This is a genomic window from Paenibacillus sp. A3M_27_13 (assembly GCF_024213315.1).
GTDB lineage: Bacteria > Bacillota > Bacilli > Paenibacillales > Paenibacillaceae > Paenibacillus > Paenibacillus polymyxa_B.
The window spans coordinates 173,788-191,662 of the sequence record NZ_JANAVE010000001.1 but is presented as its reverse complement, the minus strand read 5'-3'; the positions used below and the strand labels follow the sequence as shown (position 1 = coordinate 191,662).

The 17,875-nt window shown below is 43.0% G+C and carries 15 protein-coding genes and 2 pseudogenes; 12 read left to right on the top strand and 5 right to left on the bottom strand.

What is annotated here, in order from left to right:
- Positions 1 to 228 precede the first annotated feature (228 nt).
- The gene (locus tag NLX82_RS00815) at positions 229 to 1,035 is read left to right on the top strand and encodes an HAD-IIB family hydrolase (RefSeq protein WP_053325565.1); all 807 of its coding nucleotides are present in this window, start codon (positions 229 to 231) and stop codon (positions 1,033 to 1,035) included.
- 60 nt (positions 1,036 to 1,095) lie between these two features.
- Positions 1,096 to 1,998 carry an ROK family protein gene (locus NLX82_RS00810; RefSeq protein WP_023988912.1) on the top strand — a complete coding sequence of 301 codons (903 nt, stop codon included), beginning with the start codon at positions 1,096 to 1,098 and terminating at the stop codon, positions 1,996 to 1,998.
- A gap of 358 nt (positions 1,999 to 2,356) precedes the next feature.
- Here the strand turns inward: NLX82_RS00810 and NLX82_RS00805 are convergent, their stop codons facing one another.
- Positions 2,357 to 4,318 carry an endonuclease MutS2 gene (locus NLX82_RS00805; protein ID WP_254347408.1) on the bottom strand — a complete coding sequence of 654 codons (1,962 nt, stop codon included), beginning with the start codon at positions 4,316 to 4,318 and terminating at the stop codon, positions 2,357 to 2,359.
- Positions 4,319 to 5,012: 694 nt separating this feature from the next.
- Positions 5,013 to 6,197: pseudogene (locus NLX82_RS00800) on the bottom strand (IS1380 family transposase); the annotation flags it as partial.
- A gap of 105 nt (positions 6,198 to 6,302) precedes the next feature.
- Between NLX82_RS00800 and NLX82_RS27880 the strand changes: the two are divergent.
- The 10 genes and pseudogenes from NLX82_RS27880 (at position 6,303) to NLX82_RS00755 (ending at position 13,740) form a co-directional block, all read left to right on the top strand.
- Positions 6,303 to 6,488 carry a competence protein CoiA family protein gene (locus tag NLX82_RS27880; protein WP_028541667.1) on the top strand — a complete coding sequence of 62 codons (186 nt, stop codon included), beginning with the start codon at positions 6,303 to 6,305 and terminating at the stop codon, positions 6,486 to 6,488.
- A complete protein-coding gene (locus NLX82_RS00795; RefSeq protein ID WP_068942561.1) occupies positions 6,436 to 7,110 on the top strand; it encodes a hypothetical protein in 675 nt (224 codons plus the stop codon). The genes NLX82_RS27880 and NLX82_RS00795 overlap by 53 nt, the downstream gene beginning before the upstream one ends.
- Before the next feature lie 182 nt (positions 7,111 to 7,292).
- Positions 7,293 to 7,463 carry a hypothetical protein gene (locus tag NLX82_RS00790; RefSeq protein WP_023988909.1) on the top strand — a complete coding sequence of 57 codons (171 nt, stop codon included), beginning with the start codon at positions 7,293 to 7,295 and terminating at the stop codon, positions 7,461 to 7,463.
- 356 nt (positions 7,464 to 7,819) lie between these two features.
- Positions 7,820 to 8,515, top strand: coding sequence for a response regulator transcription factor (locus NLX82_RS00785; RefSeq protein WP_013310135.1), 696 nt, complete (start codon positions 7,820 to 7,822; stop codon positions 8,513 to 8,515).
- 1 nt (position 8,516) lies between these two features.
- Positions 8,517 to 9,572 (top strand): HAMP domain-containing sensor histidine kinase, encoded by a 1,056-nt coding sequence (locus NLX82_RS27690; protein ID WP_367995867.1) that lies wholly within the window; start codon positions 8,517 to 8,519, stop codon positions 9,570 to 9,572.
- Between the two features lie 221 nt (positions 9,573 to 9,793).
- Positions 9,794 to 10,975 carry an alpha/beta hydrolase family protein gene (locus NLX82_RS00775; RefSeq protein WP_068942559.1) on the top strand — a complete coding sequence of 394 codons (1,182 nt, stop codon included), beginning with the start codon at positions 9,794 to 9,796 and terminating at the stop codon, positions 10,973 to 10,975.
- Between the two features lie 90 nt (positions 10,976 to 11,065).
- Positions 11,066 to 12,016 carry an ABC transporter ATP-binding protein gene (locus NLX82_RS00770; protein WP_254347406.1) on the top strand — a complete coding sequence of 317 codons (951 nt, stop codon included), beginning with the start codon at positions 11,066 to 11,068 and terminating at the stop codon, positions 12,014 to 12,016.
- 13 nt (positions 12,017 to 12,029) lie between these two features.
- Positions 12,030 to 12,746 carry an ABC transporter permease gene (locus NLX82_RS00765; protein WP_023988904.1) on the top strand — a complete coding sequence of 239 codons (717 nt, stop codon included), beginning with the start codon at positions 12,030 to 12,032 and terminating at the stop codon, positions 12,744 to 12,746.
- A 380-nt stretch (positions 12,747 to 13,126) separates the two neighbouring features.
- Positions 13,127 to 13,374: pseudogene (locus tag NLX82_RS00760) on the top strand (YdeI/OmpD-associated family protein); the annotation flags it as partial.
- A gap of 72 nt (positions 13,375 to 13,446) precedes the next feature.
- A complete protein-coding gene (locus NLX82_RS00755; RefSeq protein ID WP_226887809.1) occupies positions 13,447 to 13,740 on the top strand; it encodes an ROK family protein in 294 nt (97 codons plus the stop codon).
- A gap of 159 nt (positions 13,741 to 13,899) precedes the next feature.
- Here NLX82_RS00755 and NLX82_RS00750 read toward each other — a convergent pair whose 3' ends face one another.
- From NLX82_RS00750 to NLX82_RS00740, 3 genes are all read right to left on the bottom strand, one after another.
- Positions 13,900 to 15,288, bottom strand: a complete 1,389-nt coding sequence (locus NLX82_RS00750) for a sigma-54 interaction domain-containing protein (RefSeq protein WP_028541659.1) — start codon at positions 15,286 to 15,288, stop codon at positions 13,900 to 13,902.
- 190 nt (positions 15,289 to 15,478) lie between these two features.
- Positions 15,479 to 16,438, bottom strand: coding sequence for a DUF561 domain-containing protein (locus NLX82_RS00745; RefSeq protein WP_023988901.1), 960 nt, complete (start codon positions 16,436 to 16,438; stop codon positions 15,479 to 15,481).
- 83 nt (positions 16,439 to 16,521) lie between these two features.
- Entirely contained in the window at positions 16,522 to 17,766 is a 1,245-nt protein-coding gene (locus tag NLX82_RS00740; RefSeq protein ID WP_023988900.1) for an L-lactate MFS transporter, read from the bottom strand.
- Between the last annotated feature and the right edge of the window lie 109 nt (positions 17,767 to 17,875).

Genomic DNA, 17,875 nt, shown 5'->3' with positions numbered 1-17,875 from the left:
TTTTGAATAACTTTGTATGTCCACTTAATAAAGGAACTTTTTTTACTCACTTTATTAATATGTTTAATTAAATGGTTTAATAAGTGTACAGGGTATGTAATGCACCTATTAAATGAATGTTTGAAGATTTTAATAGAGATTTTGATGTTGATCCATGGAAAGAAAATGAAAAGCCGTAAATTAAACTTGGCTAATAAAGATCTTTATATATTAAGGGAGGATTTATATATGTTTAAACTGGTAGTAAGTGATCTGGATGGTACTTTTCTGAATAATAGTAGCACTTTTGATGCAGAATTATTTAATCAGGTGTATGGAGAAATGCAAGAAAATAATATTTCCTTTGTAGCTTGTACAGGCAAGCAGTGTGAAAGAGTAGAAGAATTATTTGGCGAGCACGGAAAAGGGATCTGGATCTTAGGGGACAGTGCTACGCGGATTAAAAAGGATGGAGTCGTCGTCAAAGAGTTTACGATTGAACGCAATTTAGCTTTACAAGCGATAAGAGATATCGAAAGTTTTTCCAATGATTTCATTATCATAGCATGTACAACGGCAGCAGCATTTGTTCATTCTTATATTCAAGACGAATACTATAAAATTGTGAAAGGCTCGTATAAAGAAGTGATTAAAATTGATTCATTTGATCAAATCAACAGTAGCTTTCTTAAAATAACTGTATATGATCCAACTGGAAGAAGTTCCTTATTAAGAAAACATGTTGAAAAGACTCTAATGGATCAAATTTATATCGTTGATTCTGAAGCAAATTGGCTGGATATTACAGCCCTTCATACCCATAAAGGGGAGACGGTAAGAAAACTCCAAGAGATATTGGGGGTTACTGAGGATGAGACCATATCTTTTGGAGATGGTGAAAATGATGTGGAACTTATGAGTATAGCAAAATATAGTTTTGCTATGAAAAACGCATGTGAGAATACTAAAAATGCTGCCAGTTTTATCACTAAATCCAACGAAGAAAACGGTGTCTTATTAACGATAAAAAAAATGATGGATTTACAAAAACAATAATATTAATTATCGTTATGGAGAGAAGACCCCAAATTGCCTCATGAAAGGACTATACGTAGCATGAAAAATAAAATACTGGTTTTTGATATTGGTGGCTCTTTTATTAAATTTAGTTTGTATTTTCAAGGTGAATTTATGTGCAAGGGGAAAGTTAAAACTCCATTGGACTCACTTGAGAATCTGCTTGTAGCTTTGAAGCAAATTCATAATCAGTTTATGGATGAATGTGAAGGTATAGCCGTCAGCATGCCAGGTATTGTGAATTCGGAAAGCGGTCACATGGTGCATGGCGGTTCATTAAGATATATAAATGATATAAATATGCTTGACGTTTTTAAGAAAGCGTTTCACAAGCCTGTAGCGATTGAAAATGATGGAAAGTGTGCTGCTCTTGGAGAAGCATGGCGTGGTTCATTACAAGGGATTACCGATGGTGTCGTTCTGGTCGTTGGAACAGGGATGGGCGGTGGAATCATCTCTCAAGGGAAATTGTTGAAGGGCCATCATTTATCAGCTGGGGAGTTCTCCTTCATTAGAACGAACAACGAAAATGCAGACAATGATGATTATCTGCTTGGTATGCAAGGGAGTAGTTTTGTTTTAACTAAAACCGTTGCGAAAGCCAAAGACCTTCCTGCAGATTCTATGACAGGTGAAAAGATATTCAAGTTCATTGAAGAAGGTGATGGCACGGTCCAAACGATTTTTCGAGAATACTGTAGGAACATCGCAACACAAATCATTAATTTGCAATCCATACTTGATCCTGAAAAGTTTGTAATTGGGGGAGGCATATCTGAAAATCCATTACTGGTTATTACCATTAGGGAAGAGCTAGAAAAGCTTTATAAGGATTCTTTCTATAATTTTGTGCGTGCAGATATTGAACAAAGTAGATTAGGCAATGAAGCGAATTTGCAAGGTGCTATATATAACTACAAACAATCCTATCATCTTGAATGATAACAAAAGTTATATTTCGATGAGCGCGGGATTGAGTATTACAAACAAATAAAATAACAATAAAAGAGCGTGCCTTAACTTTGGACACGCTTTTTTTGCATTACAGACGTTTGATATAGGAGCTTTATATAATGAAGCTGGATTGAAGGTTAGAAGCCGAGTTTTACATGAACTTGGATGTCTGATTTATCTTGTCCTATCTAGTAAGGAATTATTAAGTTTACATAATATATATTATGTTTTTTGTGTGGTAAAATCTGCAAGTGGATCACTCTTATCAAGTGTCCGCTTGCAGATTCAAGTTTCACTGACAATATAAAAGTAACTTATTTTTTATATTGAGAATATACGCATGTGTCTATATTTCATTTTCCGGGGGAGATTCAATCATCACTCCTTCGACATGCTTGCGTCCCAGCAGTTTTCGTTTTTTGCGGTTTTTCTTGGTTTCTAAAACAATATCCAGATCATAGTCGTCAGGATACAATTCAGTAGCAGCGATGTGAAGGGCGAGCCTCTTTTTGTTTATGGTTAGCTTCTGTCCTTGGATTAAAATCTCGACATTCCCCCGTTCATCCTCGGTTTTGTATACAATTCCAGTTCGATCCAGGTAGCCTACGTAAACACTATCACCAAGGGCAAATGGCTTGGTTTTGAGAGGAATTTCTTGTTTCCCCCGTTTTGTGACTGTACCGTCTAAAGCTGCTTTTTTAGGGAGAGGCTTATTTGCATCATCAGACTTTTCATCATCTACAGAAGGGGGAATAACAAACGATTCCTGTGTTTTCCGAGACACTCTGCCTGCAGAAATGGCCTCAGAACGCTCGATAATACGTGTCCACATGCCCAGCTTCAAGGCAATCGCATATGCATAGCTTTCTCCGGCCTCTCCAATGCGAAGTCGGTACAATGGTTGCAGCGTTTCGGTATCAAACTCCATACGAGCATTCTGAAATCCCGGTGTGTTTTCAGCAAAATGCTTGATTTCGCTAAAGTGGGTTGTAGCCACTACTGTCGCCCGGCGACGGTGGAATTCTTCTAGCAACGCGATAGAGAGCCCTACCCCTTCTCCCGGATCGGTACCAGATGCCATCTCGTCAATCAGGATCAGAGTAGAGTTGCCCGTCGTTTCTAAAATGCTAATCATGTTGCGGATGTGTGCAGAAAAGGTGCTCAAAGCATGTTCAATGCTTTGTCCATCCCCGATGTCAACCACAATTTCCTCGAATACAGCCATTCGGCTGCCATGCAAAACAGGTACCAGTAGCCCAGATTGCACCATTAATGTTAATAGACCGACGCTTTTGAGGGCCATCGTTTTTCCGCCTGTGTTCGGTCCGGTGATGATGAGTGAGGAATATCCTTCACCAATTGAGAAATCAAGCGGCACCATGGTATTGGACATCAACGGGTGACGTGCACCTCGGATGTCTATAATCCCGTCAAGGTTAAGTTCGACAGGGACTGCATCCAGAGTCATGGCGTATTTGGCTTTTGCCAATAAAAAATCCAGTACACCTACCGTCTCTGTATTGATGCTTAGTTCCCGATTGTATAACTCAGCCATTGCCGTCAGGTCTCCCAGTACTTTCATTTCTTCTTTTGATTCTTCTGCCATGTTCGCGCTCTGATCGAATTGCAGATTCGTGATCTCGGCAGGTTCAACGTAAACCGTTTGACCACTTCCCGATTCATCCAGTACATTGCCTTTCACTTGTTTACGGAATTCTTTTTTGATTGGAAGCACGTAACGGCCATTGCGCTGACTAATCATATTTTCCTGCATAATGGATCGGTGACGGCTGGTGAGAGAGTCAAGTTTTCTCTTGATACGTTCTTCAGTAACCGCAATTTTTTTGCGAATTTTAGCTAGTTCTTTACTGGCGATATCCGTCACACGTCCCGAATGAATACATCTTTCGATTTCGGATAGAAGTGGCTCCATGCTATACATGGAAGATGCATAAGCGCTGACGGTTGGAGCAGCGTCCGCCTTGGAATGCATATATTTTATTAGTTGAATGCAGCTTCTAATGAATTGGGCCATATGAGAAAAATCGCGCTCGCTGAACATATACCCGGTCCCGAGCAGATGAAGAATGTGCTCCATTCCTTCCAACGAAGGGACAGGGACGCTTGCTCCATGGCGAATGATCTGTAAGGCTTCGTTCGTTTCGTCAAGACGAATCTTAATTGTACGGATATCAGTAATTGGGCGCATAGAAGCAGCGTGACGCTTACCCAGGTAAGAAAAAGCACATTCGGAAACTCTTGTTTTAATTTGATCATATTCCAAACGCAGCATTGTAGTTTCGTTCATGAATAAATCGCTCCTTTAGTTGTGTAGTGTCAGGATTTTGGAAACCTTGCTGTTAAAATAAAAAAGGGCGGAGAATGAACAAAACGTTCATTCTCCGCCCTTAAGGAAAGAGGGAATTTATCATCAAATAAGCCTGTTATGCAGCTTTTGTAGTTCCGAGTTCCGTGTTTCCAATTTATTCACGCAACAGCTCTTTTCTAAGCTATTTGGATCGAATGGAAGACGTTTAAAGGGAAGTTACAAAATCTGAAAACAAAAAAACCGCGCTGAACACAGCACGGAATAGGGCCTGGATGAAGATAATCCCGAAGGCGATTTATGATATCCGCATGTTCTTAACTAATATCAGGGTAACAACAAAGCAACAAACAAACCTGTCCCCGAAGGATACAAGCGCCTGATGATACTCCCTGAATATGCAATTGCTTAGTTAAGAACGTTCACCGACATCAAAATCTCTCCCTTAATTGAAGATATAACCATACTATACGATTGGACAGGCGTTGAAGTCAAGGTCGACTTCTTTAATTCGATACAATGGTGATCATAAAAATAACATAATATATATTATCCTGAATTTCGAAAGCCCGTAAGATCAAAGAAGCCAGAGACTCACCGCTCAAAAAACCTGTAAGAATCAGGGTGTATTAACAGGGGGAATATTCCAAAACGGCTTACCAGCACGTAGATTCCGGAAGAATTCCAGACGAAACCTTGCAATCGTGTAGCCCCTATGAACCGGTTCGCAGCAATCTTGTTTGAATCGCTCGTACAGGTTATAGGCCAGTAATTTTACGAGCAGGTCAATTTCATTGGCTTCAAAAGAGCCCGTGGCGATTTTATCGATGGCAAATCCGCACTTGGCTTCCTGGATGTAGTTTTCCATACAACACCGCTGGTTGTAAAAGCGCCACAAATCGATGGATTCCCACTCCAGGCTCGTGACGATCGCTTCATACTCCCAATCGGTATCCAGCAGGAGACAAGCTTGGTCGTCCTGAACGACTTTCGCCTTGCGGATGACGGCGACCCGCCGCGGTTTCTTCCAAGACGTGGCTTGGTACCAAAGGGCGATGCCTTCAATGATCCAGTCTTCGTCCACGTAACGTTTCCAATACCGACAAGCGGCCACTTCAGCCGCCAAACGTTTGGTCCATTTCATTTTGCCCACATAGCCGATCTGCCGTCCTTTCCAGAGCGAATAGAAGTCTTCGCCGCCAAAGCCCTTGTCAAACCGGGCGTATTGGACCGGGTGCTGACCTAAGAGGTCAAAGGTCTCTTTCAGAAAAGGGGCGGCCTCGGTGGACGAGTGAACGTTTCCTGCCCGTAGCACGGCATTCAGGCAAAGGCGGGACTGTCCTTCAAAAGCGAGCAAGGGATGATAGCTTTTGCGCCCCGTCTTATGGGCATTCACGCCTTTCGCCGCTTGGGCCTGATTGCCGTAGACCGACTCCACGGTCGAATCCAAATCGAGAATGAGCTTGGAGGGCAGACAAGGCCGAATCACTTCGAGGTTCACTTGCCGGAGTTCCCTTCGTACATTAGGATTCGTTTTTCCCAGCCGATCCAGTTCCTTGTACAGAAGCGAGTGGTGTGGACAGCGTCCACCGAGAAACCGCTGAAGGAGGGAGTCCTTTTGCTATCGACGAAAGTGAAACAGACGCTCACAGCCCAGTATCCAGCCGACGATGAGGTGTAGCAGAATGCGGTGCACTGGGAACAGTGCATTGTGAGTTTTGCCTCCGGATAAGGTTTGGAGCACAAGGCTCAGTTTAATTTTTTCGAGATAATCGAGGAAGATCTTGCTTCCTCCGATGTTTGTGGACTGGTTTAGGGAAAATTAGGTCTTGATTTTATGGATGGGTGTGGTAGACTTCACCTAAAAGGTGCTCCTCTCTTTGGGTGATTTTGTTCTCGACAAACACCATTCTACCAAAGATTTGAGCCCTTTTTTTATTTTTTATAGAAGGTTACTTTCAGGATAATGTACAATTGGTTAAAAGGTAAATTTCCTAATGCATTTGTGGAATTTGAAGTGTATATCCCCACTACAAGGCAAATAGCAGATATTTATGTTGAGCATCAAGATGGAGAGTATGAGGGAATGAAATGGGCTTTTGAATTTCAGCATAGCCCCTCTTACCATTGCCCAATGGGAAGAACGTCATAATTTATTTGAGTCCGTTAGTATTCAAGATTTCTGGATCTTTGATAAGTCCAAATTCATGAAATTTTCTTCGGTTAGAGACTATACAGATGCTAGAAAAAGAGTGGATTTCGATGAATACATTTATAAAAAAATAGGTTTGGTATACTTTCTCGATGTCGAAGAAGCCAACTTAACCATTGAGTTCAATTACTCTTTAACATCAAGAACGACCAATGTAAACGGCCACGATAGAAAACAATATTTTACTTATCATAATCCTGAAGATATTTCGGTTCCAATATCTAATGTGAGAGTAAGAAAATGCAAAACATACGATTATTGTGTTTTGGTTTCGGATAGTTTAGAACCATTCATGGAAGATCGATTGAGATATATCCTGAATCTTCTTTTACAAAAAAGTTTACAAGAGCGGGAAGAACTTTTTCTAAAAAAACTGCAAGAAATGGTTAGCTTTGCTAGCGCTATCTATGGAGAAAAGTTTATGAATCGCTTAAAGGTAATTATTGGGGATAGTGATAGGGAATTTTCTTATTATCAAACTTCAGTAGGTTCATTTGATGACGGATCTTATGATAAAGAGAGAACTTCAATAAATTTAAAGATAGCGAAGATATTTCATTAAGAGCATTAACAAAGCTTATTTCCCCTAGTGATTTTGTGCTGATTGGTGCTTTAAAGAGACAGGGGGACATGACTCTACGAGAGTATGTAACAAGTAAACACAAAAATGAGATCTCGTTAGTGGAGTATGTGTATACAGAACACAGAGACACTCTGGATAGATTAACAAGGAGAAATAAAATCTTGGTAAATAAAATGCTGGAAGAGGTTAATATCAAGCTTTGTGTTCATGGTGGTGCACGTACTTCTACGGACTATGCAATTCAATATTTATACCTTGATTCTATTTACGAAGTGGAGAATTGCATCAACAAGATTAAGGAATTATTATTTATATCAGATCCGTTTGCGTAATTCTGATCATCAATTGTTTAAAAATAGCCTACAATAGCCGGTACCAAAGAATCCTGAATCATGAAATTCATGAACACCGCATAAGAAGAAAGATTTTTGATATTATTTATCCGAAAGGAATAAATGTTCGTATATTTATCTGTTCTAAATTGACACTGACGCCCATACTCGACCGCTATTGAAGGGCATACCAGCTTGTTAAATCCAGAATTCCCCAAGGCGTTGCTCAAGCTCTTATTCCAGCGTATCCGGAACTGGAGAGGCGCTTTGAGCGCGACTTTTTTTGTCAATTCGAGTCCATGCGGTTCTTGTGTTATATAAATGCAGTCCATTTAAAGAGGTTGGGAGGTATAAAGATGCCAAAAACGATATTAGTTGTAGACGACGATGAAGAAATCGTAAAACTCATCACAAAGAGTTTAAGGTACGAGCAATTTGCAATAATTTCGGCATGTTCCGGGAAAGAAGCCTTATCTGCATTGGAAGAAAATCACATTGATTTCATCGTTCTTGATATAGTGATGCCTGATATGGATGGACTTGATGTCTGCAGAAGTATCCGAAATTCTTATAATGTCCCAATTCTGTTTTTAAGTGCGCGTGATAAGGACATTGATAAAATCGTCGGGCTCGAAATAGGAGCAGACGATTACATGACCAAACCTTTCAGTATTCAGGAGCTTGTCTCCAGGATAAAGGCTCACTTCAGAAAAGTGGACAGGCTTTTTAAAGAGTGGGATGAACTTAGTCCCAGTAACGAAAAGGCGGATGCTCCGCTCATTTTGAACGATAAGACGTTTGAAGCATTTCTGAATAGCAGGAAGCTCGACTTATCAACGAAGGAATTTCAGATTCTGTCTATCCTCATGCGCCACCCCAATCATGTATTGACTCGTGAGCAGATATATGAAAACGTCTGGGGAGACGAATACGGAGAAATAAATACCGTAACGGTTCATATAAAAAATATCCGTAAGAAACTTGGTTCTGAATATGACTTTATTAAAACAATATGGGGCATAGGATATAAATACACGGAAAGAGAGCAATAGTATGAAACTGAAAATAAAGCTTCCTCTTTTGTTCCTGCTGATGTTTATAATATTCATGTTTTCGATTGGAATGTATCTGAAGCTTGTCTTTGCAGTATATTCCCCTATACGCAGTTCATTGCTGGACTCGCGATATATAGCATTGCTCCTGCCCATATTTGCAATTGCCTGTTTCATATTTATTATTCTGATTATCTATATTCATTTTTGCATAGAGAAACCCATTCAGCTTCTGAATACCAGGCTTGAAGAAGTAAATATTGTACATCCACTGCCTCCGCTAGCTCTGAGAAGTAATGATGAGATCGGAGAACTTTATAAGCACTTCAATAAGATGGAGCATCGGCTTCAACTCGCGCACAAAGAGCAGATCGATATGATCGCGGCAATTGCCCACGACTTGAAAACACCCTTGACATCTATTAATGGTTTTACTGAACTGCTGGCTACACACAAGGATTTACCAGAAACTGAAAAGCAGGAATATTATGATTTGATTCAAAGGAAGTCAGGATATATGGTCGAACTCATCAATGATTTCTCCAGTTTCACCAAAGAAAAACTGGAGTTGGAATCTATGGTAGCTAAACCTGTAAAAGCATCAAAATTATTTGAAAACATTGCCCTTGAATATGAGTATGAGTTGGCGGGACTTGACAACGAGCTTACTTGCCGCCATTCATTCACGGAAAATATATTGCTGATGGTCAATGAACCGATGATACGTCGGGTTTTCGGCAACCTCTTTAGCAATGCTGTAAGATATGGAGGGAAAAATAAACTGAAAGTGTATATGACCGGATACCCGCTAGGACAGTATGCCTTTTTTCAAATCGAAGATAATGGAATTGGAGTGCCGGATAAGGATATATCTTCTCTGTTCCTCAAATTTTTCACTGTGGATAAATCGCGGCAAATCCAAAAGGGCGGGCTGGGTCTGGGTCTTGCAAGCTGTAAATCCATTATTGAACATCATAGGGGCGAAATTTGCGCCTACCCTTCCGAATATGGCGGTTTGGGGATAAGATTCAGCCTTCCCTTGGCCGCACAATACTGATTTTATTTTTGCACATTTTCTTTTACTACAGGAGTTAAAGGCTGCTGCCAGGTGTGAACACCCAGGCAGCAGCCTTTTTTGTTTTTTCAGCGGTTTATAGTTTTTTATATTCTCTTTATAAACATTTATTTTTCTTTTAAAGAAGCTTTATCTTTGTGTTGTAAAAATTACTTGTAGTAAAAAAACTACAATCACTAGAACTGGAAAAGGAGGATGTTGCAATGTCAATTGAGTTCAGCCGTTGGCCCAATAACTACATGATGTCATACCAAGTCACCAAAGCTTTAGGTATGGCAAGCCTCGGTGCTACGGACGTCACCGAGATCTACGAGGCCTGCAAAAAAATCGACCCCGATGACAAGGACACGTGGCACAGGGAATGGCTCATAACGGCTCAGGCATTGGAAAGACACGGCAAGGAGGCCGAAACGGCTGGAAACTGGTATACAGCACGAAACTGCTACATTCGTGCCTGCAATTACTACAGAATTGCGGAATATGTGGTGATGGATGATGACACCGAGAAAATCCGTATATTTAAGAAAGTAAATGAACTCTTCGAAGCTGCCGGAAAGTACTTCGATGTCCAACCGGAGAAGATCCAAGTCGATTACGAAGATGTCAAGTTGGATGGTTACTTCTTCTCCCCTTCCTGGAAAAAAGGTCCGAAGCCGACCCTTTTTGCTCTCAACGGTGGCGACGAGTGGTCAATTGAAAACTATTTCTGGCTAGGTCCCGCTTTTATTTCGTGTGGATATAACTTTCTGGTCTATGACCAGCCTGGCACCGGCCTCTCGCTGTACGAAAAGGGAAAAGGAAGACGAGCGGACAGTGAGGCTTTCCATTCCCGAGCAATCGACTTTCTTCTAACGCGGCCGGAAGTCGATCCCGATAAGATTATCGTGCACGGGGAGAGTTTTGCGGCTTACGACTCGCTGCGATTCGCTTCGTTCGATCACAGGATTGCTGCCGTCATCTCCGACGGCGGTACGCACGCCTTCGACTGGGATGCCATGCTTAAATGGATGCCGCCGAGTCTGGCCGCACACGGCATGAGAATTCTGGGGGCAAAAAGCTTGGAGGATTTTGCGGGGAATCCGCGTTTTGCCTATGATCTTGAGGGCGTGCTCCACCAGATAGAATGTCCGCTTCTTGTAATGCACGGAGCGGAAGAGATATTGGTTCAGCCAAATCCGCTGACACAAGCCTTGAAGAATTACGAGCAAGCGGGTTCGAAAAACAAGACGTTCTACCCGATAGAGGATAGACGACTTGGCGGATTAGAACACTGTCAGGTAGACAACATCAACGTGCTGCATGAGGTAGTGCTGAATTGGCTCTGCTCAATTGGGCTTGGGCCAGCCTCGCCTCGCTTAAGCGATTGCCAGGACATCATAAAGTAGATTTATTGAAAAATTTCTGATTGAGCTTGTTCAGGAGTGTCGTACTTAGAATCCTGAATAAGCTCTCTCTTTATGGAGGAGTTGAAGGCTATGAGTATTTTATCAAAGGAAAAAAATGGAGGAACGCCCGCCATACAAATTGAGGGAGTGCACAAAAAATTTGACGACTATATCGCATTGAACAATCTTTCGCTGGAGGTGAGCCGAGGAGAGATATTTGGATTTTTGGGACTGAATGGCGCTGGAAAGACAACGACCATAAAGATGCTCTTGGCGATGCTCAAGCCAACCTCCGGCAAGCTCTATATGTTAGGTGAAAAGGTCGATGCCGGAAACTATAAATTATGGGACAAGGTTGGATATTTGGAGAAGGCTACTTTTTATCCCGATTTAACTGTAGTTGAAAATCTTGACATAGCACGACGCATGCAAGGGGTGCCTGACAAAGATTCCGTAAATCGGGTTATCTATAAGTTGGGGCTTGAGCCGCACAAACAGAAAAAGGCAAAGAATCTTTCTTTAGGAAACAAACAGCGCCTGGGACTTGCGAAAGCAATGATTCACAATCCGGAAATTCTAATATTGGATGAGCCGATAAATGGCCTCGATCCCGCAGGCGTGGCGGAGATACGGAATATGTTATATGGCCTAGCGAAAAATTTCGGCGTAACTGTTTTTATATCCAGCCATCTGTTAGAGGAGCTCTCGAAAGTTTCCACACGCATTGGGATTATTCACAATGGCCATCTTGTTAAAGAAGTCGCAATGGATAAGCTGGAGCAATCGTTACAGAAAAACTTAGTGGTGAATGGCCGCGACAAACATGCCTTAAAGGAGGTGCTTGAAGAGCATGGATATGAATTTGAGGAGACAATAGACGGCTATATTAAACTAACCGATGACCACGCAGCGGATAGTCCTGAACGACTGGCCGAACTGCTTGTTAAATCCAATCAACCGCCAACATTGCTTCGAGTGATTACGGAGGATTTGGAAGGATATTTTCTCCGCACAATTGGTATGACAAGGGGGAATATATAAGGGGGAATATATAATGAATATTTTTTCTGTCTTACATTGTGAGATTCGCAAGATTATCCGCGCCAATGTGTTTTGGTTGGTATTTCTTATTTTTGCATTTGGGCCAATCATGATGGGTGTCGGAATTATTTTATCCAGTGACGCCGGCGGCATCAATTGGAAAATGTATTTAACCGAATTGCTTGATAGTCTTGCCCCGCTGGGACTTATCGGGTACACCTTTATCGCGGCATGGGTATTTGGACGAGAGTTTTCGGATAAAACAATTAAAGATTTGCTTGCAAAGCCCGTTTCCAGATCGAAAATTGTACTTTCCAAATTTATTGTAATTTTAGCATGGAGCCTATTACTTTCCATGTATATGTTTGCCATAGGTTTTGCCGTGGGGGGTATTCTAGGAGTTGCGGGCGGGTCAGCTTCTTTTATTTGGAATATCTTCTTTAAATTCATTATAACATCGCTATTGTTTATTATTGTTACCACACCAGGCACTCTTCTGGCCAATGTGAGCAAGGGATACTTGGCACCATTAGGACTCATCCTGATAATCGTCATTCTCTCAAATGTTTTGGCCTCTTTTGGATTCGCCCCCTATTTTCCGTGGACCATCCCGTCGGTATTTCAAAGCACCGGGTTTTTAAAGTTGAGTAGTATAATCATTCTTGCGTCTACGGGAATAGCCGGAATAGTCGGAACATTTGCCTGGTGGAGATTTGCCGAGCAGCAATAAACGCGCTACATGCACTGAGTTGTAGATATATCAATTATGAAAAGGAACAACAATCTCTCCGCTGCTCGCACGTTCATGCTTGACGATAAACTAAGCGCTGGATTGGAGAGTGTACCACCATATCTATCAAAGCGGCCGTAAACTTTATAAAACTGCCAGTGACAAAGGGCATAAATATAACGATCAGAGCAAGTTTTCGAGAATTATTGAATCCAACGGCTCGCATTATTTCATTTCATTACATTAAATTATCCCGGTATTGTCAAATTGAATATGGAAGATCACCGTATAGAAATTATAGACGAGCGGATAGAACCCGTTCAAAAGATGATCTTTGACCCTGAGCGCGGCTATTTGTCCAACAGTGTTTAGGAGGAGGCGCTGTTTGGATGGAGGAAGCCGGTCTTGCAGTGGAACTGAAAAACATGCCGAGTATATGGTTCCCGAAGAACTGCGGCTTAAATTCGAGGAGCGACCGGTCCTAAAAACGGCGTTTGAAGCGTTGACGCTCGGACGCCAGAGAGCGTATCTGCTGTATTTTTCAGAACCGAAGCAGTTCAAAACGCGCGTTTCAAGGGTTGAAAAATACACACAGCCCATTCTGGAGGGCAAAGGGTTGAACGATTAGAACGGACAAATGGATCGGATAGTCTCAAGAAATACGAAAGGCGAGGAACATCTGCCGAAGAGCAGGTGTTTTTTGCTTAGAATTACAGAGGGAGCAGCAACGATTTTTCAAGAATACTATAGAAACATTGCAACTCAGATTATTAATTTACAAACAATTCTTGACCCTGAAAAGTTTGTAATTGGGGGAGGCATATCTGCGAATCCTTTACTCGTTGTTACCATTAAAGAAGAGCTAGAGAAGCTATATCTAGATTCGATCTTAAATTTTGTACGTGCAGATATTGAGCAAAGTAAATTAGGCAATGAAGCCAATTTGCTAGGCGCTATATATAACTACAAGCAAACACATGATCTTGAAGTATGACATTCATTTTATTTTGACGGGTGCATAATTGAGAAAAATAAACCGTTACAAAAAAGAGTGCCTTTAACCTGAGACACGCTTTTTTGTATGAAAGCCACTAGTATAGGTGACTTCTATGAAAATGGGAAGGATAGGCCCTGTGTGCTCTGTACTTCGTAGTTAAACCTTCAGCTTTGCAAGAATGTCCTCCATCTTCTTCAGCTTACGATAAACAGCGGAGCGATCAATTCCTAGCTGTCTGGCTGCTTCGGCACTATTGCCACCACAGACCTGCAGCATCTGCTGAATGTATCGTCCCTCGGTTAACGCCGTATATTCCTTCAGCCCGCTCAGTTGACTGCGATTGGCCTGAATGAAATGGTCCAATGTGAACCAGTCTGTAACTTGTTCGACCGGCTGCTGCTGGCGCAGCACGGTCTGATCAGTTACGATCAATCGTTCGATGTAATTACGAAGCTCACGCGCATTCCCATGCCATGGCTCGGCTAGCATTCTTTGAAATTCGTCCGCTGGCAATACATACTTTTTATCATATACCTTATTGAAATGAGCAATAAAGCTGGAAATCAGTCCGACGAGATCCAGTCTGCGACTACGTAGCGGCGGGATATGGATCGGAATGACATTGATTCGATAGTACAAGTCCTCGCGAAACAATCCTTTTTTCACCATACTCCATAGATCACGATTGGTAGCAAATATCATCCGGCATTGAATGAGAATGGCTTCGGTGCTCCCCACACGCCGGAATTCACCACGCTCAAGCACATCAAGCAGTTTGGCCTGTATTTCCAGTGGAAGCTCGGCGACCTCATCAAAGAACAAAACGCCTCCTCTGGCCACCTCAAACAAGCCTTGCTTCTCGTCCATTAAGCCGGGCATAGCCCCCTGAACATATCCGAACAGCTCATATTCGAATAATGCGGCTGGAATAGCGGCACTATTAATCGGAATGAAAGGTCCGTTCCACTTCGCGCTCTGGCGGTGAATGTATTTGGCAATTACTGATTTGCCTGTCCCTGATTCGCCCAAAATCAGTACTTTGCTATCGTAAGAAGCGATCTGGTCACACACCTGAATAATTTGCTTCATCGCCAGGCTCTCAGCAATGATCCCGTTATTCTTAAGTACAGAGGCTGAAGTGACTGAACGTTTGCTGTTCTCATACGCATGTGGCAGCGTAGGGGCAGCTATGATGGATAATCCACCTTTATAGTTGTTAGTACTGGTAACAACGAGCTGCACCTCATCTGTACTATCAAGTATTGGAAGAGCAGTGGACTTGAGCTTAAAGCCACGTACAGTGTTGATATACTGAGTTACCTTTTGTTTGGACTGTATTGCTTTCATTGTTATTGATTCCTTGTAGTAGCCGGCTTTCACCAGGTCCTGTACATTGTAGCGCAACAGCTCCTCCAACGGAATGCCGATAGTCAAGGCAGTGAATTCATTGGAGATTAAAATATTACCTTTGGAATCCGTGACAAACAGAGGGGCAGGGGACTGATCGCTCTCATCGGTGGAACGTTTATCTATACGTCGGGTCATGATCGATCAACTCACTTTTGGATTATCGAGGCTATGCTGAAGTGATTGTTTCATTTTTATTATATCTGCTTTACGCTACGAACAACAGAGGTTACCCAGATAAAAATTAGCACGCAAATCTAATCAAAAAACGGACCGTTTCCTATTAAATATGGATATGGTCCGTTTTTTTCTTTGTTTACAAGTTATATTATACTGATGCTATCTGCTCACCGGTAATCTGTGTCTGTCCAAGACGATTTAGCAGTGCCTGCGCTTCGCTGAACATTGTCGTAATCATCTGCTCAACTGTCGTAATCTCGTCGCACAGGCCGCATATTTGTCCTGCCATGACCGAACCGCGATCTGTATCACCTTCGAAGACGGCTTTGCGCAGGGAGCCAAGGCTGATCTTCTCCAATTCGTCACGGGAGGCATGCTCTTGCTCCAGCTTGAGGTATTCGGCGATCATGCTGTTCTTGATGCTGCGGACGGGTCCACCGATGCTGCGTCCAGTAACCGTAGTGCTGGTATCGTCGGCGTCAATGACGGCTTGCTTGAAATTGTCGTGCGTCGGGCATTCGACGGTGGTGAGGAAGCGCGTTCCGACCTGAACTCCCTGTGCGCCGAGTGCAAAGGCTGCTGCAATTCCGCGTCCATCGGCAATGCCGCCTGCGGCAACGACAGGGATGGATACGTTGCTAACAACCTGTGGAACGAGTGCCATGGTGGTTGTTTCACCGACATGGCCGCCAGCTTCTGTACCTTCGGCCACGAGGGCATGTACGCCGATAGCCTCCATTTTTTTGGCAATCTTGACGGAAGGGATGACGGCGATCACCTTAATGCCATGCTCCTTGAAGATTGGCATATACGGAGCTGGTGTGCCCGCGCCCGTCGTAACAATGTTGACTTTTTCCTCGACGATAACCTCGATCAATTCGGGAATATTATGCATCATCAGCATCAGATTTACGGCAAACGGCTTGTTGGTGGCTGCGCGAACCTTGCGAATTTCTTCACGAAGTACCTCAGCCGACATGCCCCCAGAGCCAATAATGCCCAGCCCGCCAGCATTGGATACAGCACTTACGAGTGGTTCACGGGCAATTTGGGCCATAGCACCTTGGAAAATAGGGTACTGGATACCGAGCAGTTCTGTAATATTCATGGTTAATTCCTCCAATATAAATTTATAGGTTGTACTATACTTAATACTAAAAATAGTGATTTGCTAATATAGCAACGGATTGATCAAACGGTTTCAACAGCAGCTGGTGCAGGGTTCTTACCATTTTCCAAGGCCTTATACAGGAATGTCAGCGCGAACCCGACCAAGGCAATAACGAGCGCAATGTAAAAGGCGTTGGTGAATATGCCGTTATTGGCGGCAGCTACCGAGTTCGCAATTCGCGGTCCAAAGAATGCGGCACCGGAATAGCCGATAAAGGTTATTCCGTAGTTGACACCATAGTATTTCATGCCAAATTTCTGTCCGACGATTGAAGGGAAGACGCCCATCGTACCACCAAAGCACAGGCCGATGCCAATAATGGCAATAGCAAATCCAACTATGGAGCCGGATAATGCAAGTGTCAGCATCATGGTGGCAATGACCAGATAGATCATCATCAGACAACGCAGATGGCCAATCTTGTCTGATATGGCTCCCCAGAAAATGCGTCCCAGACAGTTGCTAAGCGAATAAAGACTCACGAACAAGGCTGCTATACTGGCCGATAGACCGAACATCGTCTGGCCAATGACGGAAGCATTGGATGTAACCATCATGCCAGATAAAGCGCCGATCAGGAACAGGCAAGCAATGACGTAGAACAGGGGTTGCTTGATCATCTGCCGCCAGTTCAAGTTCACGGCAACCGGACGTAAACCTGACGTCTGCGGTGGTGTCCAACCAGCAGGGATATATCCTGCCGGACAAGCTTGAGTAAATAGCCCACCTGCCAAAATGACGATCAGAAAGGAGGTGCCAAGGATCATCATAGTGGTCTGAACTCCTGAGTGGGTAATCATCGCGTTTGCAAGTGGGGCAATGATTACTGTTCCACCGCCATAACCTGCAGTCACGATTCCAGCCGCGAGTCCGCGTTTGTCTGGGAAGAACTTGATGGTGTTACCGATTGTTGCCGCATAGACGACACCTTGTCCAAGACCAGAAATGATGCCATACGTCAGATATAGCATCCAAGGTGCAGTCGCAAGGCCAGTCAAGATGAAGCCAAGTCCAAACATGGTACCGCCAATGAAGATGGCAATTCTGGCACCTCCCCGGTCTACGAGCTTTCCGCCAAGAATCGCCGGAATCGGTGCAATTGCGCCGTTAATCGTAAAGGCCATCATAATTTCAGGCATGCTCACTGCAAGCATTTTACTCAGTGGCAGTGCAAAAATGCTGAAGGCGTAAATAGAGCCGACGCAAATATTGATCAGGGTCGCGGCGATTAGAATGCGCCAGCGATTCAGTTGTACATTTTCCATTTCGTGTTGGTCCTTTCTGATGCAGGATCAGTGCGCGTGGGATGAAGCATTACTCCGCAATTCCATAATTCGTGTCTGGTAGTCCGTTTGACAGCTACCGGTATCTCCT

Excerpts from the sequence above, each read along its gene's own strand:
- NLX82_RS00815 (WP_053325565.1), top strand. The coding sequence starts at position 229 with ATGTTTAAACTGGTAGTAAGTGATCTGGATGGTACTTTTCTGAATAAT.
- NLX82_RS00810 (WP_023988912.1), top strand. The coding sequence starts at position 1,096 with ATGAAAAATAAAATACTGGTTTTTGATATTGGTGGCTCTTTTATTAAA.
- NLX82_RS00805 (WP_254347408.1), bottom strand. The coding sequence starts at position 4,318 with ATGAACGAAACTACAATGCTGCGTTTGGAATATGATCAAATTAAAACA.
- NLX82_RS27880 (WP_028541667.1), top strand. The coding sequence starts at position 6,303 with ATGTACAATTGGTTAAAAGGTAAATTTCCTAATGCATTTGTGGAATTT.
- NLX82_RS00785 (WP_013310135.1), top strand. The coding sequence starts at position 7,820 with ATGCCAAAAACGATATTAGTTGTAGACGACGATGAAGAAATCGTAAAA.
- NLX82_RS27690 (WP_367995867.1), top strand. The coding sequence starts at position 8,517 with ATGAAACTGAAAATAAAGCTTCCTCTTTTGTTCCTGCTGATGTTTATA.
- NLX82_RS00775 (WP_068942559.1), top strand. The coding sequence starts at position 9,794 with ATGTCAATTGAGTTCAGCCGTTGGCCCAATAACTACATGATGTCATAC.
- NLX82_RS00770 (WP_254347406.1), top strand. The coding sequence starts at position 11,066 with ATGAGTATTTTATCAAAGGAAAAAAATGGAGGAACGCCCGCCATACAA.
- NLX82_RS00765 (WP_023988904.1), top strand. The coding sequence starts at position 12,030 with ATGAATATTTTTTCTGTCTTACATTGTGAGATTCGCAAGATTATCCGC.
- NLX82_RS00750 (WP_028541659.1), bottom strand. The coding sequence starts at position 15,288 with ATGACCCGACGTATAGATAAACGTTCCACCGATGAGAGCGATCAGTCC.
- NLX82_RS00745 (WP_023988901.1), bottom strand. The coding sequence starts at position 16,438 with ATGAATATTACAGAACTGCTCGGTATCCAGTACCCTATTTTCCAAGGT.
- NLX82_RS00740 (WP_023988900.1), bottom strand. The coding sequence starts at position 17,766 with ATGGAAAATGTACAACTGAATCGCTGGCGCATTCTAATCGCCGCGACC.